Origin of the sequence: Arthrobacter sp. SLBN-122 (genome assembly GCF_006715165.1) — a bacterium.
Classification (GTDB): Bacteria; Actinomycetota; Actinomycetes; order Actinomycetales; family Micrococcaceae; genus Arthrobacter.
In genome coordinates this window covers 2,388,274-2,404,421 of the sequence record NZ_VFMS01000001.1, presented here as the reverse complement: position 1 = coordinate 2,404,421, position 16,148 = coordinate 2,388,274, and the positions used below count along the sequence as shown (strand labels likewise).

Sequence of the window (16,148 nt, the reverse complement as noted above, 5' to 3'; positions counted from 1 at the left end):
AAGATTTGATTCCTCCCCGCTCTGTAGTGAACCTGAGAGTTTCCGCAGCCCATGCCGCTTGCACCGTCGGTGAGCCAGGACTTGCCTGGCTGCTTTCCAGAGTTGCCTGTCCGCGGCGGTACGTGGGCCTGAGAGTTTCCTGGGGAGGGTTTGCTCCTACGGCGCCTGCTGAATGTACCGGGCAGGGCTCTCCCGCCGCAGGTCGAAGGCGTGTTCAGTTGGAAGCCGCAGCCCTGGGGGCCGCGGCGGGTCATGCATTGGGATGGACGCCGGCTGGTGGGCCGCTCCGGATACGTTGAGCCGGCCACCGGCGGTGCCAATCCCGGGGTTCAGTGTGGTGTCCGTCACCATCGAAAGTCAAACCTGCTCCGACACAAGCGGGACAGAAGGGCGTCACGGGCCGGATGCATCCGCCTGTGGCAGCCGTCCGATTTGCCACCGGCAGCTAATCCCGATACCTTGTGAGCCGAATCACCCACATTTTAATAAGCCTTTCGAGCTGTGACGGGAGAGTCCTCCCGCGAAACACCGGGCAGGCGCCGTAGGAGCAAATCCTCCCCAGGAATCTCTCAGGCCCACGTACCGTCATGGCGAGGCGACTCTGGAAAGCAACCGGGCTTCTGCCTGGTTCACCGACGGTGCAAGCGGCCCCCTGCCAAGAGCAGGCAACGCGGAATCTCTCAGGTCCAATACAGAGCGGGGAGGAACCCATCCCACGCCGTGCCACCTTCGGCCGGCCAGAACTGGAGTTCCTCATGACGATTCATCCGCATCCAACATCGTTTGTTGACCGCCATATCGGCGCGCGCCGCCAAGCCGACGTCGACACCATGCTCAAGGCCGTGGGCTATGACAGCGTGGATGGCCTCGTTGACATGGCTGTCCCCGCATCCATCCGTCAGGACACTGCCCTCAGGCTGACCGACGCCCTCAGCGAGGTGGAGGTCCTGGCCGAACTCCGCCGGATCGCCGGCCGGAACAAGACCGCGGTCCAGCTGATCGGCCAGGGCTACTACGACACCGTCACGCCTCCGGTGATCCGCCGCAACATCCTTGAATCCCCGGCCTGGTACACCGCTTACACCCCGTACCAGCCGGAGATTTCCCAGGGCCGGCTGGAGGCGCTGCTGAACTTCCAGACCATGGTGCAGGACCTGACAGCCCTCCCCGTGGCAAACGCCTCCCTCCTCGACGAGGCGACGGCGGTGGCTGAGGCCGTGCTGCTGATGCGCAGGGCCAACAAGAACAAGGATGCCAAGGACGGCAGGACGGTGCTCGACGCCGATTGCCTCCCCCAGACCATCGCCATCGTGCTGGGCCGTGCGGAGGCGCTCGGCTTCGAGGTGGAAATCGCCGAATTGTCCAAGGGACTGCCTGACGGTGCCATCAACGGGGTGGTGCTGCAGCAGCCCGGTGTCTCCGGCCGGGTCTGGGACCAGTCCGCCGTCATCGCCGAGGCCAAGGACCGCGGTGCGCTGGTGACCGTGGCCGCGGACCTTTTGGCCCTCACCCTCATCACCCCTCCGGGCGAGCAGGGCGCCGACATCGCCGTCGGTTCCACCCAGCGTTTTGGCGTGCCGTTGTTCTTTGGGGGGCCGCACGCCGCTTACATGGCTGTCCGCAAGGGCATGGAACGGACCCTGCCCGGCAGGATTGTGGGCGTGTCCAGGGACAACGCCGGCGCCCCCGCCTACCGTCTGGCCCTGCAGACCCGCGAGCAGCACATCCGCCGCGAGAAGGCCACCTCCAACATCTGCACCGCCCAGGCGCTGCTGGCCATCGTGTCCTCCTTCTACGCGGTGTACCACGGCCCGGACGGGCTGAAGGCAATCGCCGAAGCGGTCCACGGCAAGGCCCGCGTCCTGGCCACCGCGCTCACCTCCATGGGCCGCGAACTGGTCAGTGCCTCCTTTTTCGATACCCTTACGGTCCGCGTTCCCGGCAAGGCCGCCAAGGTGATCACCGCAGCCGAAGCCCGCGGCATCAACCTGCGCTTCATCGACGCGGACACGGTAGGCGTCTCCGTTGATGAAACGACGACGGCGGCAACCCTGTCCGCCGTCGCCGTCGCCTTTGGTGCCGGTCCCGTGGGTGACGCCCAGGGTTTCGAGTTGCCCGGGTCTCTGCTGCGCACCTCCGATTACCTGCAGCACCCTGTGTTCAACACCCACCGCTCGGAAACCCAGCTCCTGCGCTACATCCGCAAGCTCTCTGACCGGGACCTGGCGCTGGACCGCACCATGATCCCGCTGGGATCCTGCACCATGAAGCTGAACGCCACGGCCGAGATGGAAGCCATCTCCTGGCCGGAGTTCGCCTCGATCCACCCGTTCGCCCCGGACTCCCAGACTGAAGGCTGGCGTGAACTGATTTCCGGACTGGAAGCCGACCTCGCCGAGATCACCGGCTACGACCAGGTGTCCATCCAGCCCAACGCCGGCTCCCAGGGCGAGCTCGCAGGCCTGTTGGCGATCCGCGGCTATCACCACTCCCGCGGCGAGCAGCAGCGCAACGTCTGCCTCATCCCTGCCTCGGCGCACGGCACCAACGCGGCCTCCGCAGTCCTCGCCGGGATGAAGGTCGTCGTTGTCGCCACCGCCGCTGACGGGACGATAGACCACGCGGACCTGCAGGCGAAGATCGAAGCCAACAAGGACGTCCTCTCGGCCATCATGATTACCTACCCCTCCACCCACGGTGTGTACGATTCCGACGTCCGCGAGGTCTGCGACGCCGTGCATGCTGCCGGCGGCCAGGTGTACGTTGACGGCGCCAACCTGAACGCCCTGGTCGGCCTGGCGCAGCCGGGCCAGTTCGGGGGCGACGTGTCGCACCTGAACCTGCACAAGACCTTCTGCATCCCGCACGGCGGTGGCGGACCGGGCGTCGGGCCTGTGGCTGCCAAGGCCCACCTGGCACCGTTCATGCCGGGCGATGCCAACAAGGCCGCCCACGAGGCCGGCCATGGCGTCGCGATCTCCGCTTCGCGCTTTGGTTCCGCCGGTGTCCTGCCCATTTCCTGGGCCTACGTGAAGCTGATGGGCGGCGATGGCCTGACCGAGGCCACCAAGTCCGCACTGCTGGCAGCGAACTACGTCGCGTCCCGCCTGAACGAATACTTCCCGGTCCTGTACACGGGCGAGGGCGGTTTGGTGGCCCACGAGTGCATCCTGGACCTGCGCGAACTCACCGCGAAGACCGGCGTTACCGCGGAGGATGTGGCCAAGCGCCTCATCGACTTCGGCTTCCACGCCCCCACCCTGGCCTTCCCGGTTGCGGGCACCCTGATGGTGGAGCCCACCGAGTCCGAGGACCTGGCGGAGATCGACCGCTTCATCGAGGCCATGATTACCATCCACGGCGAGATCCAGCAGGTAGCCAGCGGCGACTTCACCCTGGAGGCATCACCGGTGCGCAACGCACCCCACACGGCAGCCGCCGTCGTCAGCTCCGACTGGGACCGCGCCTACCCGCGCGAGCAGGCCGTCTTCCCCGTTGCCTCGCTGCGCCAAGACAAGTACTTCCCGCCAGTGGGCAGGATCGACGGCGCCGCCGGCGACCGGAACCTGATCTGCTCCTGCCCGCCCCTCGAAGCGTTTGAGGACAGCACAGCCGAATTTGAGAACTAAGGACTTCCAATGACTGAGAATTACACCGCTCTCTTTGAGCAGCACAAGAAGGCCGGAGCCTCCTTCACCGACTTCGGCGGGTGGCAGATGCCGCTCAAGTACAGCTCGGAGCTGGCCGAACACCATGCCGTGCGCAGCGCGGCCGGCCTGTTCGACCTTTCCCACATGGGTGAGGTCTGGGTGACCGGGCCCGATGCCGCCGCGTTCCTGGACTATGCCTTGGCCGGCAAACTGTCAGCGGTGGCGATCGGAAAAGCGAAATACTCGCTGATCTGCGACGCCGACGGCGGCATCATCGATGACCTCATCACCTACCGCCGCCCCGCCGCACAGGATGGCACCGACGTCTTCCTGGTGGTTCCCAACGCTGGCAACGCGGCTGTTGTGGCGAAGGAACTCCTGGAGCGCTCCGCCAACTTCGACGTCACTGTGCAGGACGCCTCCGCTGAGACCTCGCTTATTGCCGTGCAGGGACCGAATTCCGAGGCGATCCTCCTGAAGCTGGTCGCGGCCGAACAGCACGCACTGGTCCGGGAGTTGAAGTACTACGCCGCCGTCGAGGTGGAACTTAACGGGCAGGACCTGCTCGTGGCGCGGACCGGCTACACGGGCGAGGACGGCTTCGAAATCTACGTTCCCAACGTGGACGCACCCGCCCTGTGGGAAGCACTGCTTGAAGCCGGCGACGGCTCCGGCCTGGTCCCCGCCGGACTGGCTTGCCGCGACTCCCTCCGCCTCGAGGCAGGCATGCCGCTCTACGGCAACGAGCTCTCCCGCCACGTCAACGCCTACGCTGCCGGTTTGGGCCCCGTGGTGTCGCTGGCAAAGGAGAGCGACTTCGTGGGCAGGGAAGCACTGGCCGCCATCAGGGCTGCCGGAGTCGGTTCAACCATCGGGCAGAAGCTGGTGGGCCTCAAGGGCACCGGCCGCCGCGCCGCACGTGCCCACTACCCCGTCCTCAAGGATGGCAGCCTGGTGGGCGAAGTGACCTCCGGCCAGCCCTCCCCCACCCTCGGCTACCCCGTTGCCATGGCCTACGTCGACGTCGAATTCGCTGAAGCCGGCACCGTCCTGGACATCGACCTCCGCGGCAAGCCCGAGCGCTTCGAAGTCGTCAACCTCCCGTTCTACAAGCGCCAAAAGTAATCCAACAGTTTTCAAACGTAAGGAAGAATCATGAGCAAAGTTGTTTCTGAACTGAAGTACTCCGCCGAACACGAGTGGGTTGCGGTTGACGGATCCGGCCCTGCAGGGATCGGGATTTCCGCCGTGGCTGCCGATGCCCTGGGTGACATCGTGTACGTTGACCTTCCCGAGGTCGGCTCCACGGTGACGGCCGGCGATACCTGCGGCGAGGTGGAATCCACCAAATCCGTCTCCGACCTCTATGCCCCGGTAACCGGTGAGGTCATCGAGATCAATGACGGCGTGGTCTCGGACCCCGCCCTGATCAACAGCGACCCCTACGGCGCCGGGTGGCTCTTCAAGGTGGCCGTTACCGAGGAAGGCCCGCTGATGTCGGCCGCGGAGTACGCAGCAGCGAACGGCGGCGAGCTGTGAGCGGGGCTGCAGCGGCGGGGACCGTCGCCTTTGAGCAGGTAGTCTCGCCCAGCCTGAACGCCGACCTCGCCAATCTGGATCCGGAGATTGCGGCAAAGATCGACGACGAACTGGGCCGGCAGCGCGATGGCCTGGAGATGATCGCTTCCGAGAACCACACTGCCGCAGCAGTAATGCAGGCGCAGGGCTCGGTGCTGACCAACAAGTACGCCGAAGGCTATCCTGGCAAGCGCTACTACGGCGGCTGCGAGCACGTCGACGTGATCGAGCAGCTTGCCATTGACCGGCTGAAGGCCCTGTTCGGGGCCGGCTTCGCGAATGTCCAGCCGCACTCCGGCGCGCAGGCCAACGCCTCGGTGATGCACGCACTAATCAAGCCCGGCGACACCATCATGGGCCTCAACCTGGCCCACGGCGGCCACCTCACGCACGGCATGCGGATCAACTTCTCCGGCAAGCTCTACAACGTGGTGCCCTACGGCGTCCGCGAGGACACCCACACGGTGGACATGGCTGAAGTGGAGCGCCTGGCCCAGGAGCACAAGCCGCAGCTGATCGTTGCCGGCTGGTCCGCCTACGCCCGGCAGCTCGACTTCGCCGAGTTCCGCCGCATCGCTGATTCCGTGGGCGCCTACCTCATGGTGGACATGGCGCACTTCGCCGGCCTGGTGGCCGCGGGCCTGCACCCGTCCCCTGTCCCGCACGCGCACGTCACCACATCCACCACGCACAAGACCCTCGCCGGTCCGCGCGGCGGCATCATCCTGACCAACGACGCCGACATCGCCAAGAAGATCAACTCGGCTGTGTTCCCCGGCCAGCAGGGCGGCCCCCTGGAACACGTGATCGCGGGCAAGGCCGTGGCGTTCAAGATCGCCGCATCCGAAGAGTTCCGCGAACGGCAGGAACGCGTCCTCTCCGGTGCCCGCATCCTGGCAGAACGGCTGGTCCAGCCCGACGTCACGGCCAAAGGCATCAGCGTTGTCTCCGGCGGCACGGATGTGCACCTGGTCCTCGTCGACCTGCGGAACTGCGACCTCGACGGACAGCAGGCCGAAGACCGGCTCGCCGCCATCGACATCACCGTCAACCGCAACGCCGTTCCCTTCGACCCACGCCCGCCGATGGTCACCTCCGGCCTCCGTATCGGCACCCCCGCCCTGGCCACCCGCGGCTTCGGCGAAGATGCCTTCCGCGAGGTTGCGGACATCATCGCCGAGGCATTGATTGCCGACGCCGACGCGGACCTTTCCGGGCTCGGTCACCGCGTCGAGGAGTTGGCGAAGGCCCACCCGCTCTACCCGGGCATCGCGCCCCTCGCCTGAGTTTTTCGGCCGTGGCCACCTTTGCCCGTCGGGTCCGGCCTCCTCTGCATGCTCGGTCGCGTTGACGCCCGCTAAGCGGACGTGACGCTCCCTTAGACGCATGCTGCCGGAGGCCGCACCCGATGGGGCGTGGGGCAGTCACCAAGGCGAGCGACGAAGGGGTGCAGTACAGGCTACGGTCGGCCGCGGACCACGTGCGTGTGTTTTCCTGCTCCGCCCAACCCGTGTCCTGGACGTGCTTGCATGCCTGTCCAGTAAGTCGTCGCTGCTGGTCCTGTCGCTTAGGTGACGTGCCCTCGGAGTGGGCGGGGTATCCGGCAGCGTGCTCCCCACCGTCCCCCTAGCCTCGCAAGCTCGGCCAGGGAACCCGGACGGCGTGGGCCCCGGGCACGCAGAGGATGTCCTGCCCGCTCCAGCCCAAACCAGCCACGCACCTCACCACAGTTTCAGTAAGGATTTAGTTATGGCAGTCGGAGTCTTTGATCTCTTTTCGATCGGTATTGGCCCTTCGTCTTCTCATACTGTGGGGCCGATGCGGGCTGCTGCGGTGTTCGCTGAGGAACTCAAGGCCTCGGGGGTGCTGGCTGGGGTGGGGTCGTTGCGGGTGGATTTGTATGGGTCGTTGGCCGCGACGGGGCACGGGCACGGGACGATGACGGCGGTCCTGCTGGGGTTGGAGGGGTTTCATCCGGAGCTGATCCTGCCGGATGAGGTGGAGGAGCGGCTGGCCTCGATCGCGGAGACCGGGACGTTGAACCTGGCCGGTGCGGTGCCGTTGCCGTATGGGGTGAAGGACATGGTGCTGCGGCCGTTGACGGTGTTGCCGCGGCACACGAACGGGATGACGTTCACGGTCTCTGACGCGGAAGGTTCGGTGTTGCATGCGGCGACGTTCTTCTCGGTCGGTGGCGGGTTCATTGTCCGGGAGGGTGAGGAGGACGCGGCGCAGCAGGAACTGGACGCGTCCAAACAGGAGCTGCCGCTGCCGTTCCGGACCGCCGCGGAACTGCTGGAGCACTGCGCGGTGACCGGGCTGGGCATCGCCGATGTCATGCTCGTGAACGAAAAAGCCTCCCGGGATGAGGAGCAGATCCGGGAGGGGCTGCTGCAGATCTGGTCGGTGATGGAAAACTGCGTGGCCACCTCGCTGAAGCGCGAAGGGGTGCTGCCGGGCGGGTTGAAGGTCCGCCGCCGCGCCCCTGACTGGTACGACCGGCTCAAGAAGGAATCCGCGCACACCCAGGACGAGGAACAGCACAGCGGCCAGGAGGCGGACTGGGACGCGGTCCGCTTCGACCCCAGGTATTGGCAGGAGTGGGTTAACTTGGTGGCGTTGGCGGTGAACGAGGAGAACGCCTCCGGCGGCCGGGTGGTCACCGCCCCCACCAACGGGGCGGCCGGGATCATTCCCGCGGTGCTGTTCTACGCGCTGCACTTCGCCCCGGGCATGGACCAGGCCAGCCAGGCCGACCGGGACGATGTGGTGGTGCGGTTCCTGCTCGGCGCCGGCGCGGTCGGGGTGCTCTACAAGGAACAGGCCTCCATTTCCGGGGCCGAGGTCGGCTGCCAGGGCGAGGTGGGTTCGGCGTCCTCGATGGCCGCCGCGGGCCTGGCCGAGGTGATGGGCGGGACCCCGGCGCAGGTGGAGAACGCCGCGGAGATCGCGATGGAACACAACCTGGGCCTGACCTGCGACCCGATCGGCGGGCTGGTCCAGGTCCCCTGCATCGAACGGAACGCGATCGCCGCCGCGAAAGCGATCAACGCCGCGAAAATGGCGCTCTGGGGCGACGGCACCCACCGCGTCTCGCTGGACGAAGTCATCATCACCATGCGCGAAACCGGCAAGGACATGTCCTCCAAATACAAGGAAACCGCCATGGGCGGCCTCGCCGTCAACGTCGTCGAATGCTGACCACCACCAACCCCGCCCGGCAAGAGCCCCAGATCAAACAAAGGAAACAACCATGACATTGGCACCTGAAGGCCGGAAGATGCTGCGGATCGAGCAGCGCAACGCTGCGGTCCCGGTGGAACGCAAACCGGAATGGATCAAGGCCAAGGTCCAGATGGGTCCGGAGTTCGTCGGGCTGAAGAACCTGGTGAAAAAGGAAGGCCTGCACACCGTCTGCGAAGAAGCCGGCTGCCCCAACATCTTCGAATGCTGGGAAGACAAGGAAGCCACCTTCCTGATCGGCGGCTCCGAATGCACCCGCCGCTGCGACTTCTGCCAGATCGACACCGGCAAACCCTCGCCCGTGGACATGTTCGAACCCACCAAGGTGGCCCGCTCTGTCCAGTCCATGGCCCTGCGCTACGCCACCGTCACCGGCGTGGCCCGCGACGACCTGGAAGACGAAGGCGTCTGGCTCTACGCCGAAACCGTCCGCAAAATCCACGAACTGAACCCCGGCACCGGCGTGGAACTGCTCATCCCGGACTTCTCCGGCAACCCCGACCACATCAAGGCGATCTGCGACTCCGCCCCCGAGGTCTTCGCGCACAACGTCGAAACCGTACCCCGGATCTTCAAGCGGATCCGCCCCGCGTTCCGCTACGAACGGTCCCTGGACGTCATCACCCAGGGCCGGAACCTGGGCATGGTCACCAAGTCCAACCTCATCCTGGGCATGGGCGAAACCCGCGAAGAAATTTCAGAGGCCCTCCGCGACCTCCACGCCGCCGGCTGCGACCTGATCACCATCACCCAATACCTCCGCCCGTCCGAACGGCACCTGCCCGTGGACCGCTGGGTCAAACCCCAGGAATTCGTGGACCTCCAGCACGAAGCCCAGGAAATCGGCTTCCTCGGCGTCATGTCCGGGCCGCTGGTCCGCTCCTCCTACCGCGCCGGCCGGCTCTGGGCCACCGCCATGCGGGAAAAAGGCCGGGACATCCCCGCCGAACTCGCCCACATCGCCGACGGAATCCAGGACTCCGGCACCACCCGCCAGGAAGCCGCCACCCTTCTGGCTGGCTGAGAGCGGAGGAATGCACGACGGCGGCAGGAGGCTAAGGCGGGCCGGCGGAAGTTCCTGCCGGCCCGCCGTCGAACGCGTCCTCCCAGCCTGGCAAACCGCTCAGCTGTTGCCGCGCACCACGGGAATGCTCGCCGTGGGCAGGCCGCTGGGGAAGACCGTAGGCTCCGGCTCCGGGACGCGCTCCAGGTGGACTTGCACGGGCTGGCCCGCCACGGTAACCCGCTGGCCGCGGACGTCGAGCTCCAGCGGCCCGCCTTCCTGGACGGCGAGCGTGATGGCGTCGGCCGAAAGCCGGACCAGCAGCAGGCGGCCGCGGATCTTCAGGTGGAAGGCCAGCGCGTCCCACTCCGCGGGGAGGCGGGGATCGAAGAACGGGACCGGGCCCTGGTCACGCAGCCCCGCAAAGCCGCAGACCAACGAACTCCATACGCCCCCGGTGGAGGCGATGTGCACGCCGTCGATGGTGTTGCCGTGGGTGTCGTCCAGGTCGATGAAGACGGCGTTGGTGAAGTGGTCCAGGGCTTCCTTGGAATAGCCCACCTCCGCCGCCATGATCCCCTGGACGCAGGCGGACAGGGTGGAGTCGCCGGTGGTGATGGGATCGTAGAAGTCGAAGGCTCGCTGCTTTTCCTCCGCGGTGAAATCCTGCCACTGCAGGAACATGGCCAGGACGGTGTCCGCCTGTTTTAGGACCTGGTGGCGGTAGATCACCAGCGGGTGGAAGTGCAGGAGCAAGGGGTATTTGGACCGCGGCGTGGTCCAGTCCCAGGCCTCCAGGGTCATGAAGTCATTGTCCTGGGAGTGCACCTGCATCCGCTCGTCGTACGGCAGCTGCATCCGGCTGGCGGCGGCCTCCCACAGCTGCCGCTCCTCGTGCGTGATTTCGGCGTGCTCAAGCGCGGCGGCCGCGCGCAGGTTGAAGCGGGCCATCACGTTCGTATACAGGTTGTCGTTCACCACGGCGGTGTATTCATCCGGGCCCGTGACACCGTGGATGTGGAAGAGCCCGTCCTTGCCGAAGAAGCCCAGCGAGATCCACATCCGGGCGGTTTCGATCAGCAGCTCAGCGCCCATTCCCTCCCGGAAGGCGGAGTCGCCGGTGGCCCACAGGTACCTGTTGGTGGCAAAGGCGATCGCGGCCGCGATGTGGAACTGGGCCGTGCCGGCAGCGTAGTAGGCGCTGGCCTCGAGCCCGTTGATGGTCCGCCACGGGAAAAGGGCGCCGTCAACGCTCAGCTCCTTGGCCCGGATCTTGGCTTCGGGAAGCATGCCGTGGCGGAACTCCAGGACCTGCCGGGCGCCGTCGGGATTCGTGTAGGTCAGGTACGGCAGCAGGTACACTTCCTGGTCCCAGAAGTAGTGCCCCTCGTAGCCCGAGCCCGTCACACCCTTGGCGGGAATGCCGGCAACATCGGCGCGGGCCGTTGCCTGCGCCAGCTGGAACAGGTTCCACCGGATGGCCTGCTGCAGTCCCGGCCGGCCTCCCTCAACCTGAATGTCCGACGTTGCCCAGTAGCTGCGGAAGTGGGCCTCGCTCTCGGCAAAGATCTCGTTCACGGGACGAAGTTTCTCTTCCGCCACCGCGGCTGCATCGACGTCCGGCTCCTGCACCGTGCGGCCGGCCGCGTAGCTGACGCTCTTTTCCAGCCGGAACGGTTCACCGGCATCCACGGCCAGGACATACCGGACGCTGCTGTCGTCCTGGTCCACCAGGGTCTCGAACGGCTGGTGCCCGGCGGAGGTCCAGTGGTCAACCGCTATCCCCACGCGCTGCTTGGATTCTGATGCCTCCCATGACAGGCGCAGGGAGCCGTCGCCGCCGTCAAGCCGCAGGGGCAGCAGCACCCGCCCGGCGTGGCGGCCGGCGCGGCGCGGATCATGCACTGAGTGGTCTTCCACCGGCTGGTCCTGGCGGTTGATGACCGAGGAGATGACGTCCAGGGAGACCTGCCGGTCCGTGGCAACTTCCAGGGAGATGCCAAGGCTGCCGCGGGAGGCGAAGCCCACCGCCCGTTGTTCCGTGGTGGTCACCGAGGCGCCGGACCGGCATTGCCAGGTGACGCGGCATTCATAGATGCCAGTGCAGAAGTCGATGGTGCGCCGGTAGTCCAGGACCTCGGATTCGGCCAGGCTGAGGCTTTCGCCGTCCACTACCACGGTGAAATTGTTGGCATCCGGGATGTACAGGATGCGCTGGCCCGTCCGGGCGAACCCAAACGCGTTTTCCGCGTGCTTGATGTCCCAGATTTCGTGCAGCCCGTTGATGAAACTGCCCGGCAGTGCGGCGTCGGCCGCGGCCCAATGGGCACCCCGGATGCCAAGGTGCCCGTTTCCCAGCGCAAACAGGGTCTCGAGTGTTCCCGCGTTGTCGGTTTCGTAGCGCGTTTCAACGAGCTGCCAGGGGGTGTCGGGGAACCGTTCGCGGTCCGCGGAGATGAGTGCCATGGTCGGGGTCCTTTTGGCGTTGCCGTGCTGCCGGGCAGGCCGGCACGGTGTATTCGGGGAAGAGCGGTACTGGGATTGGTGCTGCCAGGGAAGCAGCAGGGTTGCCCGGGGAAGGCAACGGGGGTCCGGGGCTTTTTAGGGGATGAGTTCCTGAAGGTCGTTGACCACCAGGGTGGCTCCGGCGTCGAGCAGCGTCTGCCGTCCGGCGCCCCGGTCCACGCCAATGACCGAGTGGAAGGATCCGGCGTGTCCGGCCTGCACACCTGACACGGCGTCTTCCACCACCACGCACTCCGAGCTGGACAGGTCCAGCAGCTTGGCCGCGTATTCGTAGGTGGCCGGGCTTGGCTTGCCGGGAAGGCCCTGTTCCGCGGCCACCACCCCGTCCACCACGACGGTGAAGTGGCGGCTGAGTCCGGCGGCCGCCAGGACGGCGGGGGCATTGCGGGAGGAGGAGACGACGGCGACCTTGAGTCCGCGTTCCAACGCGGCTTGGAGGAAGCGCACCGAGCCTTCGAACGGTTCCACGCCGGTGCTCACGATGTCGTTGAAGATCGCGTTCTTCCGGTTGCCAAGGCCCTGGACGGTGTCGTTGACGGGGTCGTCATCCAGCGGACCCTCCGGGAGCGTGAGCCCGCGGGAGGACAGGAAGTCGCGTACTCCATCGAAGCGGGGCTTGCCGTCGATATGGTCGAAGTAGTCGCTTTCGCTGTAACCGGCGACGCCCGGCTGCGAGGCAAGGTAGCCGTCGAACAGTTCCTGCCAGGCACGCTCATGGACGGTGGCCGTAGGCGTGAGCACCCCGTCCAGGTCAAACAGGATTGCTGCCGCGCCGGTCCAGGCGGCGGTGCCAGCTGCAGTTTGTGATGTCATCGGCAGTGCGGTGTCCTCTCGGTTTACGGACTGCCGGTCCTGCCGGGGCGGCCTGCAGGAGGTGCTGCTGGCGCGGCATGCGCACAGCATCGCTTCCTGTCCGCCCACTGCAGGACCGACTATGGCCGTAGACGAGTGTAAGCGCTTGCAAATTTGACTTGCAAATGTTTTTTGGCTGTCTTAACAACCGCCTGCGGGTCAGGCCAGCACGTAATGGCGCAGGAAGGCGCTGACGTCCACCATTTCGGCCTTGGACATGGCATGCCCCATCCCCGGGTAGGTCCGGGCCGTCAGCTGGGTATTCTTTTCGAGCCATTCAGCGGTGTACGCAACGGCGTCCTCGTTGATGACCAGATCCGCCTTGTCCCGGCCCCAAAAGAACGGCGGTTTGGTTTCGAAGGAATCCATCACGGAGAGGAGCTCGTTGTTGAGCACGAAGCCGGACAGTCCCACGACGGCCTTGTAGTCGTCAGGGTGCAACCTCAGCAGCGTGCTGGCCATGGCCATGCCCTGGGAGTACCCCATCAAGCTGACGCTGGTGTGCCGGTCCTTGACCGAGTTGATCCAGGCCTGCACGGCATTGGCGGCCGAGATGACGTCAGCGAAGTCGTTGGCCAGGAAGTAGTCGAGGAGGAACCAGCCCCAGTGGTCGCCGATGGGCATGGGCGCGCGCAGGGCGGCGAAGGTGAACTCCTGCGGGAGGTATTCGAAAAGGCGCACCATCCGCGACTCGTCCGTCCCATACCCATGCATCATCACCAGCAAGGGCGTGCCGGCGCGTTGGCCTTCCGACTTGGACCATACAACTGTTTCCACTTGACCAGCCTAAACGCCGGGCGCGCCGCCCCGGCCAGGTCATTGAATCCCGTATCGCGGCGGGGTAGCGTGACGCTTAACAGACAGCAGGCTTAGCTCTGGCAGTGTACGCAGGTCCCGTAACGCCCAACAAGCGCCGCAAACGCGGCCATAAGGAGCAAGTCATGAGAATCGGCTCGTCAATCTTCCTCATCGCCCTCGGCGCCATCCTTGCCTGGGCCGTTGCTCCCGGGCTGATCCCGTTCGTGGACCAGCAGTTGGTGGGCTACATCCTCATGGCCGTGGGCGTGATTGGGCTGATCGCTTCGCTCATCCTCGCTTCCCCCGGGCGCAGCCGCCGCGTGAGTGAGTCCCGCTCAGTGGTGGATCCCAATACCGGCGAGCGCATTACCCGCCACGAAAGCCGCGACGGCGGCGTCTGACAGAGGCATAAACGGGACGGGGATCCCGGAGAGCGCCCCAATGAAAACCCGGCAAGCCGGGCTGGACAGAACCTGTCCAGCCCGGCTTTAGCTTTCCCCGGACAGGACCACCAGGAGCAAAATTTTGTTTCATGTTGGTTTCCATTGACAAACCAACAGAAGCAAAGATAAAGTCAAGTAACTCAACATCGATGTGATGCCAGTCACGCCAAAGCCCGGGGAATCTACCGGGCACCCGAAACACCAGGACCTACGCAACGGAGGGTACGTGTTCGCCGAAGAGCGCCAGCACAAGATTGCCGAGCTTGTAGCCGGCAGTGGCAGGGTCAGCGTGACCCTGCTTGCTGAGCGCTTCAGCATCACCACTGAAACAGTCCGCAGGGACCTTGCCGCCCTGGAAAACGCGGGCACCGTCCGCCGCGTCCACGGCGGCGCGGTGGCGGCGGATCGCTTCAGCACCACCGAGGAAAGCATCACTGAACGGGCCATCCAGCGGCCTGACCAAAAGATCCGGATCGCTGAAGCTGCCCTCGCCCTGATCCCCCGGAACTCGCCGGCCAGTGTCCTCATGGACGGCGGCACCACCACCGAAGTGCTGGCTGACATGCTGGCGCGGCGCACCGCCGTCGAACCCTCCGACGGGAACGGGCCCCACCACGAACTGGTGGTCATCACCCACGCGGTACCCATCGCCAGCAAGCTCTCGAATGTTCCCGGCGTTGCCCTGCAGATCCTTGGCGGCCGGGTCCGCGGCATCACCCAGGTGGCAGTGGGGCAGGCGACCGTGAGCGCCGCCGGCCGCATCCGCCCGGACATAGCGTTCATTGGCACCAATGGCATCCACGCCACATTTGGTGTCAGCACTCCCGATCCTGAAGAAGCCGCCGTCAAGGCAGCCTTCGTCCAGTCGGCACGCCGCATTGTGGTGCTGGCCGACTCCTCCAAGCTGGACACGGAAACCCTGGTCCAGTTCGCCTCCCTGAAAGATCTGGACACCTTGATCACAGACAGTGAACCCGGACCTGAACTAGCAGCCGCCCTGGAAGATGCCGGCGTAGACGTGGTGGTCGCATGATCATCACGTTCACGGCCAACCCCAGCCTTGACCGCACCGTGGCCCTCCCCGGCCCACTGCAGCGCGGTGAGGTGCAGCGCGCCGTCTCTGTCCGCCAGGAATCCGGCGGCAAGGGCGTCAACGTCTCCCGCGCCCTGGTGGCGTCCGGCCTGGAGTCGCTCGCCGTCCTTCCCGGGGCGGACAGCGATCCCGTCCTTGCCGGCCTGCGTGAAAGCGCAGTTCCCTTCGTGTCGCTTCCCATCGATGAGCCGCTGCGCACCAACGTGGCACTCACCGAGCCCGGCGGCGTCACCACCAAGATCAACGAACCCGGCCCCGTCCTGGCCGCCGACCAGCAGGAAGCGCTTATCAAGCTGCTGCTGGAAAGCTCACGCGGTGCCGGCTGGGTGGTCCTTGCCGGCTCCCTGCCGCCTGGATTCCCGGACAACTTCTACGCCACGGTGGCCCGGCGGATCCGGGAGGCGGGCAACGGAACTGCGCCGCTGATCGCCGTCGACTCCTCCGGGGCGCCCCTCGCCGCCGCACTGACTGACGCCGGAACCCCCGACGACGGAACAGGCGCCGGCGGCGGAACAACCACAGGTTCCGGGAAACCGGACCTGCTCAAGCCCAATGCCGAGGAACTGGCGGAGCTGGCCGCAGCCGCCGGTTTCACCCCGGCCTCCGGTGACGAACTGGAAGCGGACCCGGCTGCTGCCGCAGCCGCCGCAGCAGCCGTCGTACGTTCCGGTGTGGGTGCTGTGCTGGCAACTCTCGGTTCCAAGGGAGCTGTCCTTGTAACGGCCGACGGCGCGTGGCTGGCCACGCACCCGCCGGTCGCCGCGGTCAGCACGGTCGGCGCGGGCGACTCCGCACTTGCCGGCTACCTGCTTGCCCACGGCCGGGGCGCCGCCCCGGCCGACTGCCTTCGCCAGGCGGTGGCCCACGGTGCCGCCGCTGCCTCCCTGCCGGGTTCCACGGTTCCGGCAGTAAACCAAACAACCCCGGACGCCGTAACCATCACGGCCCTTCGAAAGGATTGA

The 16,148-nt window shown here is 66.1% G+C and carries 12 protein-coding genes and 3 riboswitches; of the genes, 9 read left to right on the top strand and 3 right to left on the bottom strand.

What is annotated here, in order from left to right:
- Nucleotides 1–11: 11 nt before the first annotated feature.
- Nucleotides 12–106, bottom strand: a riboswitch (glycine riboswitch).
- A riboswitch (glycine riboswitch) is annotated at nucleotides 107–205 on the bottom strand. It abuts the riboswitch before it with no gap.
- 290 nt (nucleotides 206–495) lie between these two features.
- A riboswitch (glycine riboswitch) is annotated at nucleotides 496–595 on the top strand.
- Nucleotides 596–755: 160 nt separating this feature from the next.
- The 6 genes from gcvP to lipA all read left to right on the top strand — a co-directional run bounded on the left by gcvP (nucleotide 756) and on the right by lipA (nucleotide 9,495).
- Nucleotides 756–3,629 (top strand): aminomethyl-transferring glycine dehydrogenase, encoded by a 2,874-nt coding sequence (gene gcvP / locus FBY36_RS11225; RefSeq protein WP_142119413.1) that lies wholly within the window; start codon nucleotides 756–758, stop codon nucleotides 3,627–3,629.
- A 9-nt stretch (nucleotides 3,630–3,638) separates the two neighbouring features.
- Nucleotides 3,639–4,775 (top strand): glycine cleavage system aminomethyltransferase GcvT, encoded by a 1,137-nt coding sequence (gcvT, locus tag FBY36_RS11220; RefSeq protein ID WP_142119411.1) that lies wholly within the window; start codon nucleotides 3,639–3,641, stop codon nucleotides 4,773–4,775.
- 30 nt (nucleotides 4,776–4,805) lie between these two features.
- A complete protein-coding gene (gene gcvH, locus FBY36_RS11215; protein WP_142119409.1) occupies nucleotides 4,806–5,189 on the top strand; it encodes a glycine cleavage system protein GcvH in 384 nt (127 codons plus the stop codon).
- Nucleotides 5,186–6,514 (top strand): serine hydroxymethyltransferase, encoded by a 1,329-nt coding sequence (glyA, locus tag FBY36_RS11210; protein ID WP_142119408.1) that lies wholly within the window; start codon nucleotides 5,186–5,188, stop codon nucleotides 6,512–6,514. Before gcvH ends, glyA begins: the two co-directional genes overlap by 4 nt.
- A gap of 463 nt (nucleotides 6,515–6,977) precedes the next feature.
- Entirely contained in the window at nucleotides 6,978–8,429 is a 1,452-nt protein-coding gene (locus tag FBY36_RS11205; RefSeq protein ID WP_142119406.1) for an L-serine ammonia-lyase, read from the top strand.
- A gap of 52 nt (nucleotides 8,430–8,481) precedes the next feature.
- The gene (lipA, locus tag FBY36_RS11200; RefSeq protein WP_142119404.1) at nucleotides 8,482–9,495 is read left to right on the top strand and encodes a lipoyl synthase; all 1,014 of its coding nucleotides are present in this window, start codon (nucleotides 8,482–8,484) and stop codon (nucleotides 9,493–9,495) included.
- Nucleotides 9,496–9,594: 99 nt separating this feature from the next.
- Here lipA and FBY36_RS11195 read toward each other — a convergent pair whose 3' ends face one another.
- The 3 genes from FBY36_RS11195 to FBY36_RS11185 all read right to left on the bottom strand — a co-directional run bounded on the left by FBY36_RS11195 (nucleotide 9,595) and on the right by FBY36_RS11185 (nucleotide 13,629).
- Nucleotides 9,595–11,940, bottom strand: coding sequence for a glycoside hydrolase family 65 protein (locus FBY36_RS11195; protein ID WP_142119402.1), 2,346 nt, complete (start codon nucleotides 11,938–11,940; stop codon nucleotides 9,595–9,597).
- Between the two features lie 135 nt (nucleotides 11,941–12,075).
- Nucleotides 12,076–12,813: an HAD family hydrolase gene (locus FBY36_RS11190; RefSeq protein WP_142119400.1), complete on the bottom strand. Its 738-nt coding sequence runs from the start codon at nucleotides 12,811–12,813 to the stop codon at nucleotides 12,076–12,078.
- Between the two features lie 198 nt (nucleotides 12,814–13,011).
- Nucleotides 13,012–13,629, bottom strand: coding sequence for an alpha/beta hydrolase (locus FBY36_RS11185; protein WP_142119398.1), 618 nt, complete (start codon nucleotides 13,627–13,629; stop codon nucleotides 13,012–13,014).
- Between the two features lie 164 nt (nucleotides 13,630–13,793).
- Here FBY36_RS11185 and FBY36_RS11180 point away from each other — a divergent pair, with 164 nt between their 5' ends.
- The 3 genes from FBY36_RS11180 (at nucleotide 13,794) to FBY36_RS11170 (ending at nucleotide 16,148) form a co-directional block, all read left to right on the top strand.
- Entirely contained in the window at nucleotides 13,794–14,051 is a 258-nt protein-coding gene (locus tag FBY36_RS11180; protein ID WP_056333125.1) for a DUF6458 family protein, read from the top strand.
- Nucleotides 14,052–14,319: 268 nt separating this feature from the next.
- Nucleotides 14,320–15,126: a DeoR/GlpR family DNA-binding transcription regulator gene (locus tag FBY36_RS11175; protein WP_142122598.1), complete on the top strand. Its 807-nt coding sequence runs from the start codon at nucleotides 14,320–14,322 to the stop codon at nucleotides 15,124–15,126.
- Complete coding sequence (locus FBY36_RS11170) at nucleotides 15,123–16,148, top strand: 1-phosphofructokinase family hexose kinase (RefSeq protein ID WP_142119396.1); 1,026 nt, start codon at nucleotides 15,123–15,125, stop codon at nucleotides 16,146–16,148. Before FBY36_RS11175 ends, FBY36_RS11170 begins: the two co-directional genes overlap by 4 nt.